The organism is Thalassotalea sp. HSM 43 (assembly GCF_004752005.1).
Lineage (GTDB): Bacteria > Pseudomonadota > Gammaproteobacteria > Enterobacterales > Alteromonadaceae > Thalassotalea_A.
Genome location: NZ_CP038493.1, coordinates 142,914 through 168,439 on the forward strand (window position 1 = coordinate 142,914; position 25,526 = coordinate 168,439).

At 43.2% G+C, this 25,526-nt stretch carries 23 protein-coding genes, 1 tRNA gene and 1 riboswitch; of the genes, 12 read left to right on the forward strand and 12 right to left on the reverse strand.

The genetic code is table 11. The features are described 5' to 3' along the window. Positions 1-3 precede the first annotated feature (3 nt). Both E2K93_RS00670 and E2K93_RS00675 read left to right on the forward strand, forming a co-directional pair. Positions 4-1,605, forward strand: coding sequence for a LysM peptidoglycan-binding domain-containing protein (locus E2K93_RS00670; protein ID WP_189637820.1), 1,602 nt, complete (start codon positions 4-6; stop codon positions 1,603-1,605). Positions 1,606-1,910: 305 nt separating this feature from the next. Then, positions 1,911-2,105, forward strand: a riboswitch (Lysine riboswitch). Positions 2,106-2,169: 64 nt separating this feature from the next. Continuing rightward, the gene (locus E2K93_RS00675) at positions 2,170-3,744 is read left to right on the forward strand and encodes a Na+/H+ antiporter NhaC family protein (protein ID WP_135437237.1); all 1,575 of its coding nucleotides are present in this window, start codon (positions 2,170-2,172) and stop codon (positions 3,742-3,744) included. 146 nt (positions 3,745-3,890) lie between these two features. On the opposite strand, the gene E2K93_RS00680 is transcribed toward E2K93_RS00675, so the two are convergent. The 10 genes from E2K93_RS00680 to thrS form a co-directional block, all read right to left on the reverse strand. After that, positions 3,891-4,253: a hypothetical protein gene (locus tag E2K93_RS00680; RefSeq protein WP_135437238.1), complete on the reverse strand. Its 363-nt coding sequence runs from the start codon at positions 4,251-4,253 to the stop codon at positions 3,891-3,893. A gap of 26 nt (positions 4,254-4,279) precedes the next feature. Then, on the reverse strand, positions 4,280-4,642 hold the full coding sequence (locus E2K93_RS00685) for a P-II family nitrogen regulator (RefSeq protein ID WP_135437239.1): 363 nt from the start codon (positions 4,640-4,642) through the stop codon (positions 4,280-4,282). After that, the gene (locus tag E2K93_RS00690) at positions 4,639-6,426 is read right to left on the reverse strand and encodes a DUF1538 domain-containing protein (protein WP_135437240.1); all 1,788 of its coding nucleotides are present in this window, start codon (positions 6,424-6,426) and stop codon (positions 4,639-4,641) included. Before E2K93_RS00690 ends, E2K93_RS00685 begins: the two co-directional genes overlap by 4 nt. A 112-nt stretch (positions 6,427-6,538) precedes the next feature. Next, positions 6,539-7,690, reverse strand: a complete 1,152-nt coding sequence (locus tag E2K93_RS00695; protein WP_135437241.1) for a tetratricopeptide repeat protein — start codon at positions 7,688-7,690, stop codon at positions 6,539-6,541. 101 nt (positions 7,691-7,791) lie between these two features. Beyond that, positions 7,792-8,157, reverse strand: coding sequence for a hypothetical protein (locus E2K93_RS00700; protein ID WP_135437242.1), 366 nt, complete (start codon positions 8,155-8,157; stop codon positions 7,792-7,794). Positions 8,158-8,325: 168 nt separating this feature from the next. Beyond that, on the reverse strand, positions 8,326-9,429 hold the full coding sequence (locus tag E2K93_RS00705) for a phosphoribosylaminoimidazolesuccinocarboxamide synthase (RefSeq protein ID WP_135437243.1): 1,104 nt from the start codon (positions 9,427-9,429) through the stop codon (positions 8,326-8,328). A gap of 134 nt (positions 9,430-9,563) precedes the next feature. After that, positions 9,564-9,917 (reverse strand): 50S ribosomal protein L20, encoded by a 354-nt coding sequence (gene rplT / locus E2K93_RS00710; RefSeq protein WP_135437244.1) that lies wholly within the window; start codon positions 9,915-9,917, stop codon positions 9,564-9,566. 16 nt (positions 9,918-9,933) lie between these two features. Continuing rightward, positions 9,934-10,131, reverse strand: a complete 198-nt coding sequence (gene rpmI / locus E2K93_RS00715; protein ID WP_135437245.1) for a 50S ribosomal protein L35 — start codon at positions 10,129-10,131, stop codon at positions 9,934-9,936. 183 nt (positions 10,132-10,314) lie between these two features. Further along, a complete protein-coding gene (gene infC / locus E2K93_RS00720; RefSeq protein WP_135437246.1) occupies positions 10,315-10,872 on the reverse strand; it encodes a translation initiation factor IF-3 in 558 nt (185 codons plus the stop codon). A gap of 34 nt (positions 10,873-10,906) precedes the next feature. Then, the gene (gene thrS, locus E2K93_RS00725) at positions 10,907-12,817 is read right to left on the reverse strand and encodes a threonine--tRNA ligase (RefSeq protein WP_135437247.1); all 1,911 of its coding nucleotides are present in this window, start codon (positions 12,815-12,817) and stop codon (positions 10,907-10,909) included. Between the two features lie 363 nt (positions 12,818-13,180). Between thrS and E2K93_RS00730 the strand changes: the two genes are divergently transcribed. From E2K93_RS00730 to E2K93_RS00740, 3 genes are all read left to right on the forward strand, one after another. After that, on the forward strand, positions 13,181-13,807 hold the full coding sequence (locus E2K93_RS00730; RefSeq protein ID WP_135437248.1) for a hypothetical protein: 627 nt from the start codon (positions 13,181-13,183) through the stop codon (positions 13,805-13,807). A 150-nt stretch (positions 13,808-13,957) separates the two neighbouring features. Beyond that, on the forward strand, positions 13,958-14,833 hold the full coding sequence (locus E2K93_RS00735) for a fructosamine kinase family protein (protein WP_135437249.1): 876 nt from the start codon (positions 13,958-13,960) through the stop codon (positions 14,831-14,833). 112 nt (positions 14,834-14,945) lie between these two features. Beyond that, positions 14,946-15,152, forward strand: a complete 207-nt coding sequence (locus E2K93_RS00740) for a CPXCG motif-containing cysteine-rich protein (protein WP_135437250.1) — start codon at positions 14,946-14,948, stop codon at positions 15,150-15,152. A gap of 9 nt (positions 15,153-15,161) precedes the next feature. Here E2K93_RS00740 and E2K93_RS00745 read toward each other — a convergent pair whose 3' ends face one another. Then, positions 15,162-15,800, reverse strand: a complete 639-nt coding sequence (locus tag E2K93_RS00745; RefSeq protein WP_135437251.1) for a riboflavin synthase subunit alpha — start codon at positions 15,798-15,800, stop codon at positions 15,162-15,164. Between the two features lie 50 nt (positions 15,801-15,850). Here E2K93_RS00745 and E2K93_RS00750 point away from each other — a divergent pair, with 50 nt between their 5' ends. Next, positions 15,851-17,227: an MATE family efflux transporter gene (locus E2K93_RS00750; RefSeq protein ID WP_135437252.1), complete on the forward strand. Its 1,377-nt coding sequence runs from the start codon at positions 15,851-15,853 to the stop codon at positions 17,225-17,227. 139 nt (positions 17,228-17,366) lie between these two features. Next, a tRNA-Val gene (locus tag E2K93_RS00755) sits at positions 17,367-17,443 on the forward strand. Positions 17,444-17,765: 322 nt separating this feature from the next. On the opposite strand, the gene E2K93_RS00760 is transcribed toward E2K93_RS00755, so the two are convergent. Beyond that, positions 17,766-18,767, reverse strand: a complete 1,002-nt coding sequence (locus E2K93_RS00760; RefSeq protein ID WP_135437253.1) for a helix-turn-helix domain-containing protein — start codon at positions 18,765-18,767, stop codon at positions 17,766-17,768. Between the two features lie 157 nt (positions 18,768-18,924). Here E2K93_RS00760 and E2K93_RS00765 point away from each other — a divergent pair, with 157 nt between their 5' ends. From E2K93_RS00765 to E2K93_RS00785, 5 genes are all read left to right on the forward strand, one after another. Further along, complete coding sequence (locus E2K93_RS00765; protein WP_189637821.1) at positions 18,925-20,175, forward strand: dipeptidase; 1,251 nt, start codon at positions 18,925-18,927, stop codon at positions 20,173-20,175. Between the two features lie 271 nt (positions 20,176-20,446). Next, positions 20,447-21,580, forward strand: coding sequence for an NAD(P)/FAD-dependent oxidoreductase (locus tag E2K93_RS00770; protein WP_135440363.1), 1,134 nt, complete (start codon positions 20,447-20,449; stop codon positions 21,578-21,580). 141 nt (positions 21,581-21,721) lie between these two features. After that, positions 21,722-23,623: a DUF3604 domain-containing protein gene (locus tag E2K93_RS00775; protein WP_135437255.1), complete on the forward strand. Its 1,902-nt coding sequence runs from the start codon at positions 21,722-21,724 to the stop codon at positions 23,621-23,623. Between the two features lie 118 nt (positions 23,624-23,741). Beyond that, on the forward strand, positions 23,742-24,512 hold the full coding sequence (locus E2K93_RS00780; RefSeq protein WP_189637822.1) for a peptidyl-prolyl cis-trans isomerase: 771 nt from the start codon (positions 23,742-23,744) through the stop codon (positions 24,510-24,512). Further along, positions 24,512-25,498, forward strand: coding sequence for a HupE/UreJ family protein (locus E2K93_RS00785; protein ID WP_135437257.1), 987 nt, complete (start codon positions 24,512-24,514; stop codon positions 25,496-25,498). The genes E2K93_RS00780 and E2K93_RS00785 overlap by 1 nt, the downstream gene beginning before the upstream one ends. The last annotated feature ends 28 nt before the right edge of the window (positions 25,499-25,526 follow it).

Here is a 25,526-nt window from a genome sequence, read left to right on the forward strand (position 1 = left end):
TTCATGAAGAAAATTTTATTTCCCCTGTCGCTGACCGTTTTGGTGGGATGCCAAAACCTAAATCAGCCAGAGCAAGAACAACAAAGTGCGAACATAGTTACTGCGTCAAACAACGATGTTTTTGAAGCACTACATGCAGACGAATCCGTAGCTGTTATCCACCCTAAGGAAGATGTGGAAATACCGTTAACTGAGCAAGATGACATTCAAGTCATCGATAACATCTGGGTACGTATCCAATCGCAACTTGAATTTGATATTCCAGACAACAGCAAAGTTAGAGCCCATCGTGATTGGTACGCCAAGCATCAACGCTATTTAGATCGTGTTGCTAAACGCTCCGAGCCTTTTCTTTTCCATATCACCGAAGAACTGGAAAAACACAACATGCCAATGGAATTGGTGCTGTTGCCTGTTGTCGAAAGTGCTTACGATCCGTTTGCCTACTCGCACGGCAGTGCCTCAGGCATGTGGCAATTTTTGTCGGGCACCGGAAAGCAATTTGGTTTAAAACAAGATTGGTGGTACGACGGCAGACGCGATGTTGCCGCCTCGACTCAAGCAGCAATCAAATTCCTAAAATATTTACACAAGCGCTTTGATGGCGATTGGTTACTGGCACTTGCCGCCTATAACTCAGGTGAAGGTCGCGTCGCCAGAGCAATGAAAGCCAATGCTCGTAAAGGTCGCCCTACCGATTTTTGGAACTTGAAACTGCCAAAAGAAACTCGTGATTACGTGCCTAAACTACTGGGCTTGGCCGCACTAGTTAAAGAACCTGAAAAATATGGTGTGACCTTATATGCGATAAATAATGAGCCGGTGATCAGCCATGTTGATATTGGCTCACAATTGGATTTATCTTTGGCAGCAAAATTATCCGGCTTAACCGTGGATGAATTGCACGCACTTACCCCTGGTTTCAATCGTTGGGCAACTCCGCCAAATGGACCGCACCAACTGTTGCTGCCAAATAGCAAAATAGAACAATTTAAGAAAAGTCTTTCGTCATTAGATGAAAAAGATCGCTTAAGTTGGCAACGCTATAAAATTAAAAGCGGCGATAGCTTATCGGTGATTGCCAAACGCTTTAATACCACAGTGTCGGTTATTAGAGAAACCAACGATCTAAACAACAGTGTTATTGTTGCCGGTAATTACCTGTTGATCCCTACCGCCACACAAAGCCTTGATCGCTACGCAACCTATGAGCAAGTGCGCCAAAGCAAGCTAAGCAAAAAAGGTACCGGTAATAAAGTCATTCATGTTGTCAAAAATGGCGATAACCTGTGGGATATCGGCAGAACGTACAAAGTGAGTGGTAAGGACATTGCCAAATGGAATGGCTTTGCCCCGAAAGACATGCTTAGACTGGGTCAAAAGTTAACGATTTGGACCGCAAACGACAGTGCCGCATCAGGCTCTGGTAATACCGTTATGCGCAATATTCAATATAAAGTGAAATCAGGCGACTCACTGGCACGCATTGCCAGCAAGTTTAAAGTTAAAATTGCCGATATTGAAAAGTGGAACAACCTAAATCGCAGTAAATACCTGCAACCAGGTCAAATTTTAAAACTGTCCGTTAATATCACCTCTATCTAGTGTTTATGCGGGCAACGGTCCTACCGTTGCCCGTAACACATCTCTATTCATATTTTACACTTGAGTAACGGCATACTTTTGCCGAATCCTTATAATACGCCCTTTAAAATTCAGCTGACCTTCAGCAATCTATTTTGCTTAAAAATAAGGCGTTTATGTTTGTAATTCGACACCATCGCAGCTTTTCTGAGTTATATGCTAGCTCTTTAGTCATGCTTGGCTCTGCCCTAACCTTAATGGTCATACTGAATCAATTCTTGTCATAAGCTGGCAAGACATTATCTGCCGCCAGCAGTCTAAAACAGGCCAAAAGTAGAGGTGCGATTAATATCAGTATCGTTTTATCAGGGTGATGCCGAAGACAAAACGAGAAAGGATTAATTGCCGAAGTAAGATTGAAGATCGCTTCATCTTGCTGGTGTTATTGTCGAAAGAGATAACACTGCCATAGTCAAACCAGTTACGCTGGTAACAAATAACTATGGAGCGCTACCATGAAGTTCTGTCCCTTCGATACAGCATATTCATTTTAAGTAGTGCTTTATAAAACTGAAGTAGTTACACATGAATTTAATTGATTTTTCATCATCCTTTGTTTCTTTATTACCCGCTGTCATCGCCTTGACACTGGCAATATTGACTCGCCGCGTTTTATTGTCGCTTGGGGTTGGTATCTTGCTTGGTGCCGTCTTACTTAATGACATGTCGATTACCGGTACGCTTGCTTATGTTGGCGCCTCGGTGAGCGGTGTGTTTATTGAAGACGGTGGCATAAACAGCTGGAATATGTCGATTGTGGCATTTTTAATTTTACTTGGCGTGATCACCGCTTTGTTAAGTGTCAGCGGTGCCACCTTAGCCTTTGCTAATTGGGCTATGGGTAAAGTTAAAAATCGCCGAGGCTCACAGCTGTTAGCGGCATTTTTAGGGGTCTTTATTTTTATCGATGACTACTTTAATTCCTTAGCCGTTGGTACCGTTTCAAGACCGGTAACCGATCGATATAAAGTATCTCGTGCCAAATTGGCCTATATCTTAGACTCTACCGCAGCACCTATGTGTGTGTTAATGCCAATATCTAGTTGGGGCGCATACATCATGGCCTTGATGGCAGGTATATTAGCAAGCCATGGCATCAGTGAATACACCCCGCTTGCAGCTTATGTTGCGTCGATCCCAATGAACTTTTACGCGTTATTTGCCTTACTAATGGTGTTTGCGGTGATCTACTTCGATCTAAATGTCGGTGCCATGACTCGCCATGAACAACAAGCCAGTGACGGCGACGATCAGAGCAAACAAGAAAGCCATGAATTACCGATGGCCATTGAAGGCGTTCAAGCAAAAGCACGCGACCTTATCACGCCCATTGTCGTTTTAATTATCGCCACCATAAGCTTTATGGTTTATACCGGTGGACAAGCGCTTAGTGCCGATAATAAAGCATTTAATATCTTTGCCGCATTTGAAAATACCGATGTAGGTATGTCGCTGGTTTATGGTGGTTTAGTCGGCTTGGCGATGACGCTATTTACTGTAATTAAACGTGGCATAGGCTTTGCTGACATCTCAAAAGCGGCAATCAATGGTGCAAAATCAATGCTTGGCGCGATTTTAATATTGCTGTTCGCTTGGACCATAGGCACGGTGATTGGCGATATGAAAACCGGTAGTTATCTATCGACGTTAGCCACAGGTAATATCGACATTGCTTGGTTTCCTGTGTTGTTATTTTTACTGTCAGGCTTTATGGCGTTCGCCACAGGCACATCTTGGGGTACATTTGGTATCATGTTACCTATCGCTGGTGATATGGCGGCAGCGAGTGATATAGCGCTTATGTTGCCTATGCTATCAGCAGTCTTAGCGGGGTCAGTATTTGGTGATCATTGTTCACCGATTTCAGATACCACCATACTGTCGTCCACCGGTGCACGCTGTAATCACATCGATCATGTGGCTACACAACTACCGTATTCTTTGTCGATTGCGGCAATATCAGCGATTGGCTTTATCATTATTGGCTTTACCGGTTCAAGCAGTTTGGCGTTGCTGGTAACCAGCCTATTCTTTATCGGCCTTATTGGTTTGTTGCGAATGATTTGTATTGAGCAGTCACGCAGTACCGCCCTAGCTTAAGTAAAACAAGCGCACAGTAAAATAAAAGCCCAGTCGCTATCGCCACTGGGCTTTTATTTTGTCTATAACACGTTAAGTCAGTCATGTGCGAATATCAGACTGTCTCTCTTGTCAGTAAAAACAATCACCTCAACAAAAAGAAACTCTTAAGCACCGGTCTCCTCGTCCGCAACATCGGTCGGTAATTCGTAGGGAGTACAGCTTGTTATTCTCTGTTGCCAAACCACCCCGCGACCCGGCTTGTCCACTTCGGCGAACCAGAATATAAAATCGAAGATATCCTTTGCCTGCTCTTCTGCGCACGTTATAAATAAAATTTTGACCAGTTCCGACTCAGGTAATTTCCCTTGCTTGGTTTTAACTTCAGCAAGAGCACCGATGCCTCGGCAAGCCGAGCTGCCAGCGCTGGTGACACCAAACTTTTCACGCAGTTCTGCCAGCAGGCGTTTGTCCGTGCCATCGTCCGGCAAATAACAGTAAATGGCCTTACAAACCGGAAAGTTCGCCATGTGCGCAGCTAAATCGGCTGAGAGACTCATTCTGGGTTCACGCCCAATTCTTTGCGAACGGCCTCAGGTACATAGGTCGCCACTCTTTCCACTGGGCTGACGAACATATAGCCAATACCGGGCACATTCAGTTCAGCGGCTTTATAAATTGCCTCAAACATTAAATCTTGCTGATCCGAAGACACCATAAACACAATCACGTCTTTCTCAGATTCTACAGCAACACCTAAGGCTCCAAATCGTTCTCGAACGCCCCAGCCGTGCACCGCGTGAACACTGGCAACGCGGGCTCCTACATTACGAGCCGCGAGTAACACAGACTCTGTACGTTTTTTATCTAACACGCAGGTGATAAGGGCTACATCGGTTAGGTAGATTATTTCACTCATATGATTGTTTGCGCCTCTTGTTCTTTTGAAACCATTTTCGCTTCTTTTGCTGCACGTATCTCAACATTCACCTTGTAGCGCGCCCAAAGCCCTGTAATCATCACGGTGATGATTGGGCCAATCGACGCCAGGCAAAGAATACCAAAACCTTCCACCGCATCGGTGGCGTTACCAAATCCAATCCCCATTGCCAGAACCAATGGTACTGTTATAGGCCCAGTTGTCACGCCCGCTGAGTCCCAGGCGACATTAACGAAGGTTTCGCTCGATAACATGGTCAGTACAATAGCGAGCAAATACCCGGGAACGATCAGCCATACCAACGGCCAATTAAATATCAACTTAGCAAGGCCAAGGGCAATACCAAAGGCAACCCCCACAGATACGGCAGTGATCAAGGTTTTCTTTTTAAATACGCCTTCTGTCAGCGTCTCTGCCGTGACGCCTAGCGCATTCAAAGCAGGCTCAGCAACCGTTGCGCCAAAACCGAGCATCCATGCAAATGCCAACGAAATGACCAGCCCGACCCCGTAAACGTAGATTGGTGAATTGGCAATACTGTTTATTTCCATGAATGCCCCTGGAACCAGACCACCAGCATTGCCACCCAGCTTCGATAATCCATACGTCAAACCGATATTAAAAATGCACATGCCGATAATGGTGAGCGCAATGCCGTAGAATATCTCGCCTGGATGAGCCAGCCGCTCACGCAAGACGACGATAAGCACCAAAAAAAGAAAAACCACCAACGGCGCTATGGCACGCACGCCGGAAATGATCTCCACGCCAGGGCTCTGCTCAAACCAGGACAACGGCGCCTGTTGAGCGGCGCTGGCTGTTAGCGTCGCTGCCTCAATGATCTCAGCCGTTGTTACGGTACTTGAAACATAAATGGCTAGTAGCATTACGCCAAGAACCGGAAACAGCGAGGCAAGTGTGACAATGCCAAAGCCGGATAACCCGGATTCGCTTTTACCCGCAGCGCTAGCGATACCAATGCCAAGAGACAGCACCAACGGAACCGTTACAGGTCCTGTCGTCACCGCGCCAGCATCCCACGCAAGCCCAAGCGTATTGCGCAGATCCAGGTCCATAGAACAATAGACTGTCAGCGCTAACATGGGCACGAGCGCACAATAGATCAGCGGTTTCAGGCTCCAACCATAAAGAAAACGAACGGTACCAAGTACGGCAGCCATACCAACACTTACCCCCACAACCAAGACCAATGTATCGGCCCATTCAGTGAGCAACGCATACAGATACGGGGCACGCTCAACAGAGATGTTTTGACCTGCCGCCTGCAGAGCACCAATTGCGGGCTCGGCAAAAGTAACGCCAATCCCTAGAAGCAGCGTAATGAATAAAACCAGCGGTAATGGCGATTTACGAGGCAAGGTACTGCCGATGATCTCACCGAACGGCATCAGGCCTTTAGCCAGTCCTTCCATAAAGATCATCAGACCGACAATAACAGCAATCAGACCTCCTGTAATAACAAGCGAGTCTTCAACCACCTGATTAAGAATCAATAATTGAAACAGTGCTAAATAGAGTGCAAGCGGCACCACTGCCCTGACTTGTTCCATCAACCGGGGAGACATATAGGACTGGATCAAGCTGAGCACTTCCATCGGCGTGAATTTAGTGGGCACCACAGGAATAGCAATCAGATTGCCGTCACTATCAAAATTAGGCGTTGATATAAGACGATTTGCACTGTACTCGTTTTTTACCGAGCGTTGTGCACGCGTATAGTTAGCGTATGGGATTTCTGGCATTCCAGACTCAATAATTCGTTTTTTTTCAGCCTAGTACATTATTTTCAATAACGAAAGTTAGGCGCACGATAAGAATGGACAGTAAGAGGTAGCTTTACATAATTTACAAGGCTCACTCATCTAACATAGCTTTAAACTCATCTAAGTATTTCTGGTGCTGATTTTGATGCCATTGCACCATAATGCGCGACTTTTCCAACGCCACAGTTTGAACTTCTATGGCTTTTTTAATGTTGCCCATGTCGGCATAGGCTTTTGCCAGAGACGCATGAGCATACGCAGAATCAGGGTATAATTCGGCAGTTTTTTGGTATATCGCTAATGCTTGTTTTGGCTCTTTTGTTTTAGCTAAATTTTTTAATGAACCTTCTGCAGAGATATCAAAGCCATACTTTTCCCTCGACAAGGTTTGGTAATATTCAATAATAGCGTCGGCGCCTCGTTGAGAAATATCAGAATCTGCTGGTAAGTTGCTATGAATGTCGTCAAATAACACTTCTATACCGTTTACAAGCGAAATGATTGGCCGCGACATGTAGTAGTGCTTTTCATCGAAATCGGCAGTCCAATGCAACTGTGTCGTCGCTTTTTCATCAAGCAAAGCTTTAAACTGTTTAAATTCATCTGCATGCGATTTTTCATAAGCGTGATCGCCAATACTCATATACAAGGTTTTAATGCCATCGTAAGGCTGAGCCAATTTATCAGGAGCATCTGACATAACATTGGCGAAGTTATCATTTAGGCTTGGGCTTGAAATGATGTAGGCATCAAACATACTGGGTCGATTTAACAGGGTATAAATGCCTAAAGCCCCGTTGCCCATAAAGCCGGTATAAATGCGAAAACCATTGGTGCGATAACGTTTATCGACTTGGGTTAACACACCATTTTGCAAGATATCCAAAATCGTTTGATTATCCGGTTGTTGCACTAAATCATTAAAAACAGTTGCAAATTCAGCGTGATAATCGGCAGGGTTAACAATAATGGTTTCTAACCAGGGCCATTCACCATTATGACTTAACCAATCTTGCATACCGCTGATAAAGGTTTGACTTCTTGGGTGTAAATCGAAGAGAACGAAATAGGTTTTATCCGATTTGGTAGAGTAACTTTGTGGCAGGGTTACATGATAGGTGAGTGGCTCTTTAAATCCTTTATGAACCACTTCTATCGTTTCGATTTGATTTAGCTCGGTGATATCAACAGCTGATGCGTATGTAGAACATACAAAAACCAGTAAAGCGACAATCTGTTTCATACTACTTCCCTGTCAGGTTTCCAGCATATTTGTCTATGCCAGAACGAGGTCTATTGTTAATTGAATAAAGACAGTAACCTTTTCAGAGAGTTATCGTCAACCTAACCGGCATTTATGTCTTTTAGCCATTCGTATTTTTCACCTAACTGCTCTTTATATTCAGGGCATTTTTCACCAACAGGGGCTTCGACTTTAATTTTGCCATAGCCTTCATGCGCCATTTTAGTGACCTTTTCCCAATCCACGTTGTCGGTATTGCCATAGCCTTCCATCATGGCTTTTAAGGCCGCCAAATCTTTAAATTTTTCAGCATCAATTGGCATATCACAATCTCTGCTGAGATAGATCAATTTACTGGCATCATCCGCCAGTAATGCTTCTAATTCTGCCGTGCGTTCATCTGATGCCTGAGCTGCCATGGCAACAGTCAATCCAATCGCGGTAAACAAGGTCATTGCTTTGTGCATAGTAACTCCTATTTTTGTGGTTACTATTAACCTTAATAGAAATCATCTATAAGTAAAATTTTACCTATAAATTGAGACGGTTATCTATAGTGCAAATCGATAGACAATAAAAAAGCCACAATGAGTGTGGCTTTTTTCTTCGGTGGAAATCTAAAAGTGACAAGCAAGTTAGTCGACTAAGTCGTACTGCTCTCGCAAAATGTTGATGATTTGCGCTTTTGGATCGTCACTGATGACGATTTTCTCACCAGTGATTTTCTCAGCAATACCCGTGTAAGTAGCGGATACTGCCATCAATACCGACTCAGGCAATGCGTTGTCACGAGCCAATGCTTCACGTTCATCCATACGATCTTTATTGAGTAAAATGTCTGGATCAGGGAAGTGGTTTAACAGTAACTGACGGAAGCCTTCTTTCGAATTCTCAACAACCTTACCTTGTCGATATTGCTCACCATCCCAAATACGAGATGAATCAGGGGTGCCAACTTCATCCATATAGATAAGTTTGTCATTACCTTGGGCATCTTTAACGTAACCAAACTCAAACTTGGTATCGACAAAGATTTGATCGATGTTAGCAAGCTCGTTCGAGATGACATCGAAGCCTTCTTTAAGCAGCTTTTCATATAACGCAATGTCGTCTTTCGCTTTAAAGTTAAACGCCTCGAAGTTATCGACGATATTGTCACGGGTAATATTGACGTCATCTTGCGCAGGAACGCCAGGGATACCTTCGAGAATTCCTTTGGTCGATGGCGTAATCAACAGATCATTAAGTTTTTGATCACGTTGTAAGCCTTCTTCAATCTCGATACCACAGAACTCGCGTTCGCCTTTTTCATAGGCGCGCCACATAGAGCCTGTGATGTAACTGCGACAAATCGCTTCTATTTTCACCGGTACCGCTTTTTGTACGATCCATACGAATGGATGTGGGATATCAAGAATATGACTGTCAGCTAAACCGTTTTCTTTAAACAATCTAAACCAGTGGTTTGATATGGCATTTAATGCTGCACCTTTACCCGGTACACCACGCATATCGTTTTCACCGTGCCAGATGCAGTCAAAGGCTGAGATACGATCGGAAATAACCATAATCGCAAGCGGTGTATCGTCGCTTACGTTATAGCCTTTTTCTTTAATCAGGCGTTGGCTATCTTCTTCAGTTAACCAGTATACAGAGCGCACTTTACCGCTATGGACAGGTAAGTTAGTACGAATAGGTAAATCGTTATTTACGGCAAGAACTTTATTGGCAATGCTCATAATTTTTCCCAGCAAAAAATGGTATCTTTTATATTTATTGCGCAAAAATTTTAGCAAAATTTCTCAGCAATAAATACAGATTTAGAATAAGAAAAGGACGCCGAAGCGTCCTTTTCAAAAGTCATCGCACTGAATTATAGAGCCGCTTGCGCTTTTTCTACAAGTACAGTGAATGCTGCTTTATCGTATACAGCGATATCAGCAAGGATCTTACGATCGATCTCGATTGATGCTTTCTTAAGACCGTTGATGAAACGGCTGTAAGATAGACCATTTTGACGAGATGCTGCGTTGATACGAGCAATCCAAAGTTGACGGAACTGACGCTTACGTTGACGACGGTCACGGTATGCGTATTGACCCGCTTTGGTTACAGCTTGGAAAGCAACACGATATACGCGACTACGAGCACCGTAGTAACCTTTCGCTTGCTTAAGAACTTTTTTATGAGAACGACGTGCAACTACACCGCGTTTTACTCTAGCCATTATCTACTCTCCTCTATTAAGCGTAAGGCAACATTGCTACAACTGATTTAATATCAGATTTAGCAACCATTGATTTAGCACGTAAGTGACGCTTAACTTTGGTACGTCTCTTAGTTAAGATGTGACGTAGACCGGCTTGTTTGCATTTAAAACCGCCAGAAGCAGTCTTTTTAAAGCGCTTTGCAGCACCTTTATTGCTTTTCATTTTAGGCATGGAAAACTCCGCATTTATTATGCCAAAACTTAAGTAACATGGGGCGAACTCAAAGAGTTACTTGTTGAGCCTCTGTTACCGACTAATTGTTATCCGCAAAACTACGACAGATAACGAAAAGATAACAATGGTGAAAAAGGCCAGACTCATAAGAGAATGGCCTTTTTACTTTCAGACCAGAAGTTATCTTTTAATTGGAGCCAGTACCATTACCATTTGGCGACCTTCAACCCTTGACGGGAAAGATTCACACTGGGCAATATCCTGCAGATCCGCTTTAACACGATTTAGCAGTTCGATACCTAACTCCTGGTGGGCCATTTCACGACCACGGAAACGTAATGTTACCTTAGCCTTGTCACCACCTTCTAAGAAGCGCTTCAGGTTGCGTAGTTTTACCTGATAGTCGCCTTCATCAGTTCCAGGTCGGAATTTAATTTCCTTAACCTGAATCTGTTTTTGCTTTTTACGTTGTTCTTTCTGTTCTTTCGACTTTTCGTATAAGAACTTACCGTAATCCATTACACGGCAGACTGGCGGTTTTGCCGTAGGGCTGATTTCTACTAAATCAACACCTGCAGTTTCAGCTGCATCAAGGGCTTCACGAAGGGAAACAACACCTGCTGCCTCGCCATCTACGCCAATTAAACGAATTTCCTGAGCGGTAATTTCGCCATTTAACTTGTGTTGCGGCTCTTTACGACCGCCTCTTTGACCACCTTTAATAGTCTGTTCCTCCAAAAGAACTAACGTAAATCCATTGATAATTCATTGTTTATGAACGGGAATTAACTTCTTCCGTCATTTTTGCAATAAAATCATCAACAGACAATTTTCCTAAATCTTCACCACTGCGTGTACGGATTGCGATTTCACCCGCTTCCATTTCTTTATCACCGGCAACCAGTAAATAAGGAACACGCTTTAAGGTATGCTCGCGAATTTTAAAGCCAATCTTTTCATTACGCAAGTCTGCTTTAGCTCTAAACCCATTTTCTTTCAGTTTTTTTACAACTTGTTGACAATATTCCGCTTGTTTGTCGGTAATATTCATCATAATAGCTTGGGTTGGTGCTAACCATGTTGGGAATTTGCCTTCAAACTCTTCAATCAAAATACCGATGAAACGTTCAATAGAGCCCAAAATGGCACGGTGAATCATAACGGGTACATGGCGTTCGCCATCTTCGCCTACGTAAGTTGCGCCTAAACGCCCTGGTAGTGCGAAATCTAACTGTACAGTACCACATTGCCAATGGCGACCTAAACAGTCAAGTAAGGTAAATTCAATCTTCGGGCCGTAAAACGCGCCCTCACCTGGTTGATATTCAAACTCAATATCATTGGCTTTTAATGCGTTTGCCAAACCAAGCTCTGCTTTATCCCAAATATCATCGCTACCGATTCGTTTTTCAGGACGTGTCGACAATTTAACCATGATGTCGCTAAAGCCGAATGATGAGTATACATCGTATACCATCTTTATACACTTACTAACTTCATCTTGTACTTGTTCATCGGTACAAAATACGTGAGCATCATCTTGGGTAAAACCACGTACGCGCATCAATCCATGTAATGCACCACTTGGTTCATTACGGTGACAACAACCAAATTCCGCCATACGTAACGGTAAATCGCGATAAGATTTCAAACCTTGGTTAAAGATTTGAACATGACCAGGACAGTTCATCGGTTTAATCGCATATTCACGTTTTTCCGACTCGGTAGTGAACATATTATCGGCGTACTTTTCCCAATGACCTGATTTTTCCCACAAGGTGCGATCCATCATCATTGGACCTTTTACTTCATCGTAGTCATATTCATGAAGTTTTTCACGAACAAACTTTTCAAGTTCAGTATAGATAGTCCAACCGTCATTGTGCCAAAACACCATGCCCGGCGCTTCTTCTTGCCAGTGGAATAAATCAAGAGACTTACCTATCTTACGATGATCGCGTTTTTCCGCTTCCGCAAGACGTTGAATATAGGCTTTAAGCTGTTTCTTATCTGTCCACGCTGTACCGTAGATACGCTGCAACATTTTGTTGTCAGAATCACCACGCCAATAAGCACCGGCAACATTCATCAATTTGAAATGATGGCAATGGCGCATGTTTGGTACGTGTGGTCCACGACACATGTCTAGGTACTCTTCGTGATGATATAAGCCAGGCGTGTCATCACGAGAAATATTCTCATCTAGAATTTCAATTTTGTACGTTTCACCACGCGCGGCAAAGGCTTCACGTGCTTCTTGCCATGAAACGGTTTTCTTAACAACGTCGTAGTTTTTCTTAGCAAGCTCTTGCATACGCTTTTCAAGCTTGGCTAAGTCTTCATCATTTAATTTGTGCTCAAGATCGACATCATAATAAAAGCCATTGTCGATAGTTGGGCCTATGGCCATTTTGGTATCAGGCCACAATTGTTTAATTGCATGACCTAATAAATGAGCGCAAGAGTGACGAATAATCTCTAGACCTTCGGCGTCTTTATTGGTGATAAGCTGCAGTTCGCTGTTATCGGTGATAAGTTCGCAAGCATCTTTTAGCTTGCCATTGACACGACCAGCAATGGTGGCTTTTGCCAAACCTGGGCCAATATCTTGAGCCACTTGCATGATAGTTACGTCGTTTTCGAAACTGCGCTGACTGCCGTCAGGAAGAGTAATGATAGGCATAATATTTCCTCAACAGTGGTGACACATACGAAATGCCACATGTTATATCTAATGTTAGTTGAGCCTGACCATACAGGGTCAAGCGGATGTTTTAGTTTATTGCATCTAATTGTTGCTTTCGATTCGCGCCAACAAACATTGATTTTTATGTGTAAATTCAACACACTTAAATCAAGCATTAACGCCAACAAAGGCAGTAAAGCGTGCAATCTTAGGGTAATTTAAGCGCATTTGCAACTTTGAGTTAAGGGATAAACACAGGCAAAAACGACAATATTTAACATATAACCTTAGGTTATTCGATGTAGTCGAGCACCAGGTTATTGCCAGCGTCATTTTCAATCATGGATCATATAAGCAACGATGTTTAATTTACTGCCACCACTGATGCTCTGTATCGTGCTATTTACGACGATGAATTGTATTGCTAAATCGCCTGATGATGGCAACGATGATGACTGGCAATTATATGAACAGCAAGACCAGCTGTTAATCGAATATAAAGAAGAGAAAAACGCGCCATTCATTACCATTCGAGCTGAAATTATTATAAACCGAGACATCGACTTATTTTACTTTCAACTGACCGACGCCAGCACGGTAAGTCGTTGGTTAGACTCTGTCGACCAGTGCCGCTTTTTGCAGGTAAATGAACAAGGCCAAGCCATGGTCTATACACGTTTTGCCGGTTTTACGTTGATAGCGAGTCGTCACATGATTACCCAAACCAAAATTACCGAGCAGAGTAAGCAACACTTTGTTCTGCATGTTGAAGACGTACCGAGTTACCCCATCGATAATTCAGAGCACGTACAAGTCACACATGTCGACGTAACATGGCAGGCGCAACAACTGACCGAGCAGCAGCTTAGAGTGCGATACATCGGCACCATGAACCCTGCAGGAAACTTACCCGCTTGGTTGTCTAATCACCAGTCCTTACGGTCGATAAAACAGAGCTTGCTTAATTTGAAAAATTTAAGGCCTTAAATACCTAAAAACAGTCCTCCCCCCTCTAAAAACCGGCCTAAAAACAGGACTAAAAAATAGCCCTGAAAAATACGCCTAAAAAACAACCAACAACCAAGTTTTAGCTATAATTAGCAATTATTCGATAATGTGTCTTTTTGCGGGTAACCCATGTGGCAATCTATCAGCAAAGATATCGCTAACACCACCAAGACAGATTTTCAAATGAGTCAGACCGAGGAACTTAGTGGTGGCGATATCAATCGCGCCTTTCGCATTCGCAGCGATGGCAAAATGTACTTTGTTAAAGTCAATGACAAACAGAACTTTGCCAACTTTGAAGCGGAAGCGCTTAATCTCGACATTTTAAATTGTCGTAGCGATATTGTTGTGCCCAAAGTGATCACCTTAGGCACCACCGTTGCCAACAGTTATTTGGTGCTCGAATACATTGAAATGCATACCTCACCATTACCAAGCAGTGATTCCGATTTCTTTCAATTAGGCGTCGCGTTGGCACGAATGCACAGCGAAAATCAACAAGCCGAATTTGGCTGGCCAGAAGATAACTATATTGGTCATACGCCTCAACCGAATAATTACCAACATAATTGGGCAACGTTTTTTAGCGAAAACCGAATACGGCATCAATTGCAGCTGTTAGATGCCAAGGTGAAAAATATAGACGTCAATGGCGTCACTCGCATGTGCAAAGATGTGTTAGGCGATCATCAACCGATTCCCTCTTTACTGCATGGCGACTTATGGCAAGGCAATGTCGCATTCACCCACCATTACCCTTGCTTGTTTGATCCCGCATGTTATTACGGTGATCGGGAAGTGGATTTGGCTATGACCGAATTATTCGGTCGTTTTGAACAAAGCTTCTATGACGGCTATCAGGCAACGTCAGCCATTGATTCGGGCTATGAGCAGCGCAAACTCATCTACAACTTTTATCATATAATCAACCACGCCAATATGTTTGGTGGTATCTATGTTGATCAGGTTCACACCTTTATTAAGCAAATTCAAAAGCTTACCTAGAGGTGATTTTTTGTCGTAAAAAATCCCCCTGTTTTGTCGTCGAAATATCAGGCAAATTCGCGATAAATGTTCATACTGTATATATGACATTTTGATGAAGGAGGCTGTCGCTATGGCGCAGGACATTAGTAGAAAAACCATCAACTGTCCTCACTGTGCCCACACCATGCACATCGAGCTAGATACCACTCAGGGCGATCAGAATTACTATGATACCTGCCCTAATTGTTGTGCTGAATTGCACCTCAACATGCACATCGATGATTACAACCAAGTGATCCAGTTAACCATTGACGCAGACGACGAACAGGTATTTTAAAACCACATATTAGCCGTTCGTCGACGCCAATCTTTCGGCCATGATACGTTCAATGGATTCGACTATGGTCATGGTTTGTTGATCAATTTCTATATTAACCGCATCATTGACTTGCAGTGCCGTCAAATTTGTACGTTGCAATGTCTCTGGGATCAAATGTAAAGAAAACTGCCCCGGAGTTACTTCCCCTAAGGTTAGGCTGCAACCATTTACGGCAATAAAACCTTTCGCAAACAGGTATTTTTGCCATTGTTCAGCCAGCGAAAACGTCATCTTGCAATTATCTTCACTATCAATTCGCTCAACCAGCGTGGCGGTGCAATGCACATGACCAGAGACAAGATGACCACCAACTTCATCACCTGCTTTCATCGACCGTTCAATATTGACCTCACTACCCACCTCAAGTTGGCCAAGGTTGGTTAAGCGCAATGTTTCATCGATGACATCAAACGCGATAACGCCATCGCTTTCGTTTAAAGCGTCAAAGGCGACAGCGGTCAAACACACGCCGTTGTTGGCAACACTGGCACCAAGCTGTAGGTTATCTAACAATTCAACAGGCATTTGCATTTCAAAATGACGAAAGTTTTTACCTTCTTTTATCGATTTTACCTGCGCTGTAGATTGCACTATTCCTGTAAACATATATTATCTCTGTTCAAATTCATGATCTGCATTATCGTATCATTGCCAATATGACATTAGCGAAATTTTTCTCCGATACAAAAGATTTACTTAAGTTGGCGTATCCAATACTGATTGCCCAACTTATTCAGACTCTAATGGGCTTCGCCGATACGGTGATGGCAGGTCGTGTCAGTTCTACCGATATGGCCGCAGTCGCGGTTGCAAGCAGTATCTGGTTACCTATATTCATCTCTATCCAAGGCATCACTATGGCTTTGAGCGCCATCGTGTCGCAAGCCAGAGGCGAGAAGAACGATGAAAAAATTGCCTCCTCAACAGTACAATGCGGCTGGATAACACTGTTTCTCTCCTGCTTGGTTATTGTCCTGTTTTATTTAGTAGAGCCTGTTATTGCCGAGCATGCCAGTTTAGAGCCTGAACTAAAACGCTTAATGCTAGAGTATTTAAGCTACATTGTCTGGGGTGGTCCGGGCTTTTGTTTGTACTTCGTACTGCGAAATTATGTCGAAGGTATGGGCATTACTAAACCGACCATGCTCATTGCCGTCATTGGCTTAATCGTTAATATACCGGCCAACTATATCTTTATTTACGGTGCGTTCGGTGCGCCAGAACTTGGTGGTGCCGGTTGCGGTATTGCAACGGCAATCGTCTACTGGGCCATGTTTGCCGGTATGTTTCTATACGCTAAGTTTTCTAAAAAGCTCAGTCGCATTAACTTTAGCCAAGCGTTTGCCAAGCCGAATAAACGAGAGATCTATTACATCCTAACACTCGGCGTGCCCATCGCTTTGTCACTGCTATTTGAGGTGTCCTTGTTTAGTGTGGTGGCAATTATTTTGGCGCCCCTCGGCGCAGACATCGTTGCCAGTCATCAAATCGCCATCAACTTTTCATCGCTGGTATTTATGGTGCCCTTATCTATTGCCATGGCAGTGACGATTAAAGTCGGTTTTGCGGTCGGTGAAAAACAGCTGCAAAATGCCAAAGACATGTGTAAAAGCTCAATGATAGTTGGCTTTTTGATTGCTATATTTACCGCTACCATTACCGTGGTATTTCGTGAACCGATAGCGCGAATATACACCACAGAAGACAATGTCATTGTCATGGCTGCGCAGTTAATGTTCCTCGCGGCAATGTTTCAATTTTCCGATTTCATCCAAGTAATATCGGCGGGCGCCCTGCGCGGCTACAAAGATACCAAATCAATTTTGTACATTACCTTTATCTCATATTGGGTAGTCGGCCTGACACTTGGCCTGGTACTCGGCATGACCGATATACTTATGCCAAAATTAGGTGCCGCAGGCTTTTGGATAGGTTTTATTTCAGGCCTGACTACAGCCGCCATACTATTGGCTTGGCGACTTAACATTGTACAAAAACGAGTGGACCAACAAATACTGGCAAGCGGCGTATAAAACAACATTACAAGCTCGACTGAATAAGAAATAAGCAAACTCATCGAATTTGCAAAAAAACTTAAGAAAAGACCTTGCATCAATAAATGCAACTGGTTAACATAGCCGCCGTTGTCATCGACAACGGACCACAAGATGTGGGAGTGTAGCTCAGTTGGTTAGAGCGCTACCTTGACATGGTAGAGGTCGCTAGTTCGAATCTAGTCACACCCACCATTCTCTTCAAATGAGAATACATCAATCAGCCCTGAGCTGATTTTTTTGTGCCTATTTTTTGTGATAACAAGGTTTAGATTAAGATAGAAAGCCAAAGAAAAAGTGCAGTTCAGGCACTCGCAATGCTAATAAGATAGCACCGTCATTGCGGCGAACGACTCCATGGATGGAGGAAGTAAACACAGCACTGGTGCAAGGATGCGCGTAGGTAGAACAATGCAGCAACGATTGTCGAGGATGCAAGAACCGAGGCCGCAACCTCTATCAGGTTCGAAGTGACTCTAACAACAAGAAAAACGCTGTAACCATCATTATAATTAATTTATGACTGCAAATTAGCTGCCTTGTGTTTTCGATATTGCTTAGGCGTTAAGCCTGTCCACTCTTTAAATGCACGAGCAAAGTTACTTGGATTTTTGTAGCCAAGCATGGTTGCAATATCTATAATTTTATCATCACTATTTAACAGTGAGTCTATAGCCAAATCAAAGCGCATTTGCTGTATAACCTCTTTAAAGCTCGTATTCTCATTCGCTAAGTAGCGCTGAATTGTCCTTACCGGTAAGCCAACTTTAGTGGGCACATCTACCAATTGAGGTAGCTTTTCTTTGCCATACGGCATTAGTGCATAGCGCAGATTTGACTTAAATGTAGGGGGGATGATTTTTTGTTGTTTACTTGCATCAATATAACGTTCAACCTCGTCGCTAATACGTCCTAGCTTTTCATTTGGAATAAAGAAACCTAGGTTTTTTGAATTGTCTGTTATCGAGGCTTCAGGAAAATACCGGTTAAACACGTTATGGCTATCTTTGTGCTGCACATTGATTAATTCTGGCTGCCAATTAGAGCCAACAAATAGTTGTACAAACTTTAGCATATCGGCGAATACAGCTTGTTGCATAGGAACCAGTCCGTCGATAAAGTGCGACTGCGATTGAGCGATAAACCAACTACCGTGCCATTGGTGAGTCAACATAAATGCAGCATGCGACGATATTGTTGCTAAATAATCAAGTAATAAACATATGCCATCATGGGCACTTTGAGCAATGGGCAACACGTCATCGATAAAGACGCTTAAACCTGCAAGATTCGAACTTTCTGATATATGAAATCCAAGCGCTTGATCTTCACTATAATCATAAGCAACTTGCATCAATTTCCACCACGAATAGGTGGCGATAATTCGATGTTTTCCTTCTAGAACTTCAACCGGAAAATTAGCCTCTTCTAATAATTGGTATACCGGTGCATTTATACCTTGCAGAAATCGCACAACAGGCATAACGGCTTGCGTATTTACTAGATGAATATTTTGCATACTAAAATTGGTTTACCTAGATTACTACCATGTAATTAAAGTGTAAAAAATCTAATTGTGGCGCCTAATGATGCTTTTTTAATAGAAGTAATACTAGAATTGTTTTAATCAGTTTGCGAACAACAACGTTTAATCTCAACCTTTGATGGAAGTATTTATGCAACTTAAAGCGATTTCTTTAGCAGTATTGACCACCTTTGCTTATTCGGCGACAGCACATGACATTGGACTGGAGCATAAACATGTTGAGGGTGGCCATATCGCAGGTACTAAGTTTGTATCGAACAATGACATCAAAGCGACTCTTTGGGATCCTAGAGGGAAATCCGAAGCAGAAATAAATAAACGAGCGGAATATGTCGCAGCATTTTTTGATGCTGGACGAACTGATGAAGACAGAAAACAAGATGACAAAATAAAAGCACGTTATAAAGACGCTATCGTCATTAATGCGTTAATGCCTTCAGGAGTAGGTATTCAAGGAGTGCCAAACGAAAAGTATGCCGAAGCAATAAAGAAAAACCAAGATAACCAGGTCTCTTTAATTTCAACATCAGTATGGGCTTTTGAAGGCGTAAATGACGTATCTTTTGAAGATACTCTAAAGCGTTCGGATCAAGTGCATAAAGAACTAGGTGTTGTAAAAGTATCAACCACTAAAGAAATTCGCCAAGCGAAAAAAGATGGCAAAATGGCGGCTATGTATAATTCGCAAGGTGCCGATTTTGTCATTGAAGATTTAGATAAAGTTGCTTGGGCAAAAGAGCAAGGTATTGGGGTTATGAATTTTACTTATAACAACGACAATGCCTTAGCGGGAGGCGGTCAAAATCCAGAAAATAACGGTGTTACTGATCTAGGCTATAAGTTTATTGAACGAATGAATAAAGAGCGAGTTATTATCGATTGCTCACATTCTTCAGATCAAACATGTATTGATATGGCAAAGCACTCAAAACTTCCTGTTATAGCAAGCCATTCAGGTGTCTACAAACTTTATGAACATGGACGCAATCTAAGTGATGAGGCAATAAAGGCAATTGCAGCAACCGACGGCGCTGTTTGTACCGTCGCTTTGGGGCTTTTCCTGAATGTCAGCGGAACAGCGTCTATGGAAGATATTGCTACACACGTGCAATATGTTGGCCAGCTCGTCGGTCGTGATCATACGTGTTATGCATCAGATTACTCTCATATGTATGGCGACTTCTTAAAAGCCTTTATTGGTGTGGTCGACAAGTACCCACCAGAGAAAGGTTTTGGAGCACCCGCACAAAACGCCGGTGGCGGCGATATCTGGGGTGTAGCGCGCATACTTGAAACCAAATATAACTGGAAAGAAGATGAAATTCGCGGCTTTTTAGGCGAAAACCTAATGCGCGTCTATAAAGCGAATTGGGGTAAATAACCTCTAAAAACGGATATGATATTTGTCATTGGGGCGGTAATGATGCGGTGCCAATGACAGTGTTATTTTTATAGCTATTTTTAAGAGCATAAGTATAGCAACCGCTCGAACAACACTCCCCTTAATAAAGCCATCGTTTTATATCTCAGCAATCCAAACATATTTTTAATTCGTACTAGTTAATACTGTTCTATTTTCGTCTGCTATTACCTTTTTAAACCGCAAAAAAGCGTCTAAAGTGAAAGTAGAGGAACAAAAAAAAGAAGCCCGTATGAGTGATGAACTTCCCACTGTTGTAGTTGGTGCCGGTGTTATAGGCATTGCCATAGCCCGCGAGTTGGCCATGGCAGGCAAACAGGTGATTATTTTAGAGCAAACGGAAAGTTTTGGCACTCAAGTATCCAGTCGCAATTCAGGTGTAATTCACGCCGGCCTTTATTATTCGACCAACAGTCTAAAAGCACAACTGTGCGTTAGAGGTAAGCAGTTATTATATGACTATTGCCAACAACGCCATATCCAGCATAAACGTATTGGCAAATTAGTGGTTGCTACCAATCAACAAGACATGGTTAAACTCGATAGATTAACCAGTCAAGGTATGGTCAATGGCGTGACCGATCTAAACATCATTCGCTCTGAGCAGATCAAAGAGCTCGAACCTAACATCACCGCCATCGCCGCTTTGCACTCTCCGTCGACCGGCATTATCGACGTGCATGATTTATTGGTCAATTTGTTGTCTGATGTTGAACGTCACGATGGCATTATTGCCTACCATAGTCGCGTCGAGAGCGTAGAAAAAACCAAGCAAGGTTTTCTCATGCACATTTCAGTGAAAGATGAGTTATCTGATACCTATGAGGATTACCCATTAGAATGCCAACAACTGGTCAATGCAGCAGGTTTAGGGGCGCAATCGTTAGCTCGAACAATAACCGATTTCCCACAATCCTTGATCCCCAATCAATTTTTAGCCAAAGGCAACTATTTTGCCTTGGAAGGTAAATCTCCTTTCAATCACCTGATCTATCCACTGCCAAATAGCGCCGGGTTAGGCGCTCACTCATTAGTCGACTTTCAAGGACGAGTAAGGTTTGGCCCTGATGTTGAATGGGTAGACCATATAAACTACGACGTCAGTGAGGATAGGAAAGCGATGTTTATCGAACAGATTCAGCGCTACTATCCAGCCCTTGACCCCAGTAAATTACACGCTGACTTTGCTGGTATTCGCCCGAAAATTGTTGGCCCCGATACCGGCACCACCGATTTTATGATCCAATCCGAGACTGAGCATGGCTTTGCTGGACTGGTTAATTTATTTGGCATAGAAAGCCCAGGGCTCACCTCATCTTTAGCCATCGCTGAATATTGTAAAAATCTACTATTATCAGCTAATTAAATGCATTTGGCAGTTAGCAAAGTTAGCAAACTCGTTCTATTATTAATTTATTCAACAAGCGTTGTAATCTAAAGCCGTGTTTACATCAAATTTAACTACTCAATTGTCGAACAAAAATAATCGATAACAAGGGAGTCAAACATGACCTTTAACTACTCGTTATTGGCTGCGTCGCTGGTTTTATGTCTATCGCAAAGTGTGCAGGCCGCTAACAAAGATGAAAATGCCAAGTCGTTCTCTCCTCCTGCCAATTCAGATATGCCACGCAATGTGTACTGGGGTGATTCCCATTTGCATACGGGTTTATCGCTCGATGCCGGTTTATTCGGTAATACCGTGGGATTGGACGAAGCATACCGCTTAGCCAAAGGCGAGGAAATTACATCATCTACGGGCTTACCGGTAAAACTCGCGCGACCTTTAGATTGGTTGATTGTTACTGACCACACCGATTTGATGGGTATAGCCACCGATATAAAATCCGGTACCGATAACATCCTTGCGGATCCAAAAGGCAAAGAGTGGCACGAAGGCTTTAAAAAAGGCGGCCGCGAAGCAGGTAAAGCGGCGTTCGATTTGATCACTAACTTTGCGCAAATGACCTTACCTGAACAAATCCTTGAAGATTACAGCCCTGGCTCTGAAGTATTTGACGGTGTATGGAAAGATATCGTTGAAGCCGCCGACAGACACAACGAACCGGGTCTATTCACAGCGTTTATAGGTTTTGAGTGGACATCAGTGCCTAAAGGTTTCAATTTGCACCGCAATGTCATTATTAGAGACAATGCCGACAAAGCATTGCAAGTGGTTCCTGCGGTGACGCAAAAACCCAAAGGTAGCACCGACCCAAAATCATTGTACAAGTGGCTTGAAGACTACCAAAACACCACAGGCGGTAAAGCATTCGCTTTCGCCCACAACGGTAACCTATCAAATGGTTGGATGTTTCCTACAGAGAAAACCTATCATGGCGGCGAAGTTGACATGGAATACGTCAGCGCTCGAGCTAAATGGGAACCGCATTATGAAATCACCCAAATTAAAGGTGATGGGGAGACTCACCCTTATTTGTCACCAGATGACGAGTTTGCAGATTATGAAACCTGGGATGTCGGTAATTTAGATATTACCGAGTTGAAAAAACCAGAAATGTTAAAAGGCGAATATGGCCGAGAAGCCCTAAAACAAGGCTTGTTGTTAGAGAAGAAATTTGGTGTTAATCCATACAAGTTTGGTATTGGTGGTGCAACAGACAGCCACACATCATTAGCAACCGCTGATGAAGATAACTTTTTCAGCAAATCGGTTAGCGTAGAGCCAAGCAAAGAGCGTATTAACCACCCATTTATTGAATCAAAATTAGGTGCCATTGAAGGCTACATGATTACCGCGTCCGGTTATACCGGAGTATGGGCCTCAGATAACACCCGAGAAGCCATATACGATGCCATTGAGCGTAAAGAAACCTACGCCACAACCGGTCCTCGTATGACAGTAAGATTTTTCGGTGGCTGGCAATATGCACAAGACGATGCCAATGCCAGCAATGTTGCTGAAATAGGCTATGCCAAAGGTGTGCCTATGGGCGGTGATTTACTCGGTGCAGATGGTAAAGCACCAAACTTCATCATCTCCGCATTAAAAGATCCGATGAGCGGCAACCTTGACCGTATACAGGTCATAAAAGGTTGGGTAGACAAAGACGGTAAAGCACATGAACGCATCTTTGATGTTGCCGTATCAGATGGTCGCAAGATTGACAGCAATGGTCGTTGTAAAACGCCGGTCGGTAATACCGTTGATGCCGACACCGCGACGTACAGCAACAGCATTGGTGATACCCAATTGGCAACAGTGTGGACAGATCCTGATTTTGATGCCTCAGAATCGGCGTTTTATTATGTCCGTGTTCTGGAAATCCCAACACCGCGTTGGGTGCTATATGACAAAGTTCGACTGGGCGCTGAAATCCCTGATGAGTCAGAAGTATTTACCCAAGAGCGTGCGTACACATCACCTATTTGGTATTCACCAAAATAATAACAAAATAACACCATGACCAGCTTAAACTCTGGTCATGGTGATACGTGGTAGCTATATGTTAAAAAGAATAATTCGCGATCCCCTACTCCATTTCCTCCTTCTTTCAGCAACAATATTGCTGGCTTATCAGTGGCGTAATCAGCAACAAAACGATGATTACATGATTGTGGTAAGCGAAGGCCGTGTACAACAACTTAAAAATGACATTGTTGATCGCAAGCAACGCCAACCTGTCGCACAAGAACTCGATATCGCCATTCAAAGCTATGCGCTGAACGAAATATACCTTAAAGAGGCGCGAGAACTTGGTTTGAATAAAGGCGATAGAGTCATTGACCGTCGATTAAGACAAAAGATGGAGTACTTGCTCGAAGAAATGGCGTTAGTGCAATCACCATCAGAGCAAGAATTAAAAGCATATTATCAGGAGCATAGTGACCGATATCTTGCAGAAGAAACCTACAGTTTTAGCCAAGTCTATATCTCCATAGATCGCAGCGAGCAAGAGCTTAATAACGCATTAAAACAACAGCAACAACGAATTGCCCAAGGACTGTTGCCGCAAGGTGATGCAAGTATGCTAACCAAGAAATTTGAACAACGCTCTAGTGCTCAAATACAACGCCAATTTGGTGCACAATTTAGCGATAAGCTAAAACAGCTGCCACTCAACACGTGGAGTGAGGCGATAGATTCTGGCTACGGTAAGCACTTTGTTATGGTTCGTGAACACACACCGGCGGCGCCGCGCGACTATGAAGCAGTGAAAGAAACTGTCTTGTACGATTGGCAATATGATATGGCACAAAGCTTCAAACAAGCCTACGAAAGTGAATTGCTCGAGCGATATCAAATCAATATTGAGAAACCACAGGGCGATTCATAATGCTGCGTTATCTACTAGCAAGTTGGTGTTTATTGGCAAGCTTTGTCAGTGTTGCTGATGATTTTCGCCCTGCATCGTTGACCATACAAGCCATTGACCAATCTCAATATGAAGTGCTTTGGAAAGTGCCTATTAAAAATAACAAGGCGCCAGCGTTTGCAATAATCTTCGATGATCAAACAATACAACAGTCACCGATTCGTACTCGCAGTCTCGGCTCTGCGTATATCCAGTCATGGAAAATCAGCAGAGCGCATGGCATTGGCGGATTAACCCTAACCATTGAAGGATTAAAAGGCTCTAACTACGAGGCTATCTTGCGCATCATCACCCCTGACGGTAACTTATTGTCGACGGTATTGAACACCGAAAATGATCAGTATGCCGTGCCTACAACCTTGACCATGGCCAAATTCGATGTGTTTAGCAGTTACACCATACTTGGCTTTGAACACATATTAATTGGTTTGGATCATTTGCTGTTTGTATTGGCTCTGATTTTGTTGGTTGTTGGTTGGAAGAAACTCATTTGGACCATTACCTTCTTCACCCTAGCTCACAGTATTACCCTCGCAGCGGTGACTCTTAATTGGTTTACTTTACCTGGTCCGCCAGTTGAGGCGATCATCGCCCTGTCTATCGTCTTTCTTGCCAGAGAATTAATTTATGTTTATCGCGGCAATGACAGCATTACCGCGCGCTATCCATGGATCGTTGCATTCACCTTTGGTTTATTACACGGCATGGGCTTTGCGGGTGCTCTGGGGGATATCGGATTACCGCAAAATGAAGTCTTACTGGCGCTATTGTCCTTTAATATTGGCGTAGAGCTTGGTCAATTGACTTTCGTATGTGCGATGCTGGTGGTCATTACGGCAGCTAAAAAGTGGTTGTCGTCATTGCCCAAATGGAGTCAGCAAGTACCTGCGTATGGCATTGGTACTCTGGCGAGTTTTTGGTTAATTGAACGGTTAATGCTGTTTTAACTCGGGCTTAATTAGATTGGACACAAAA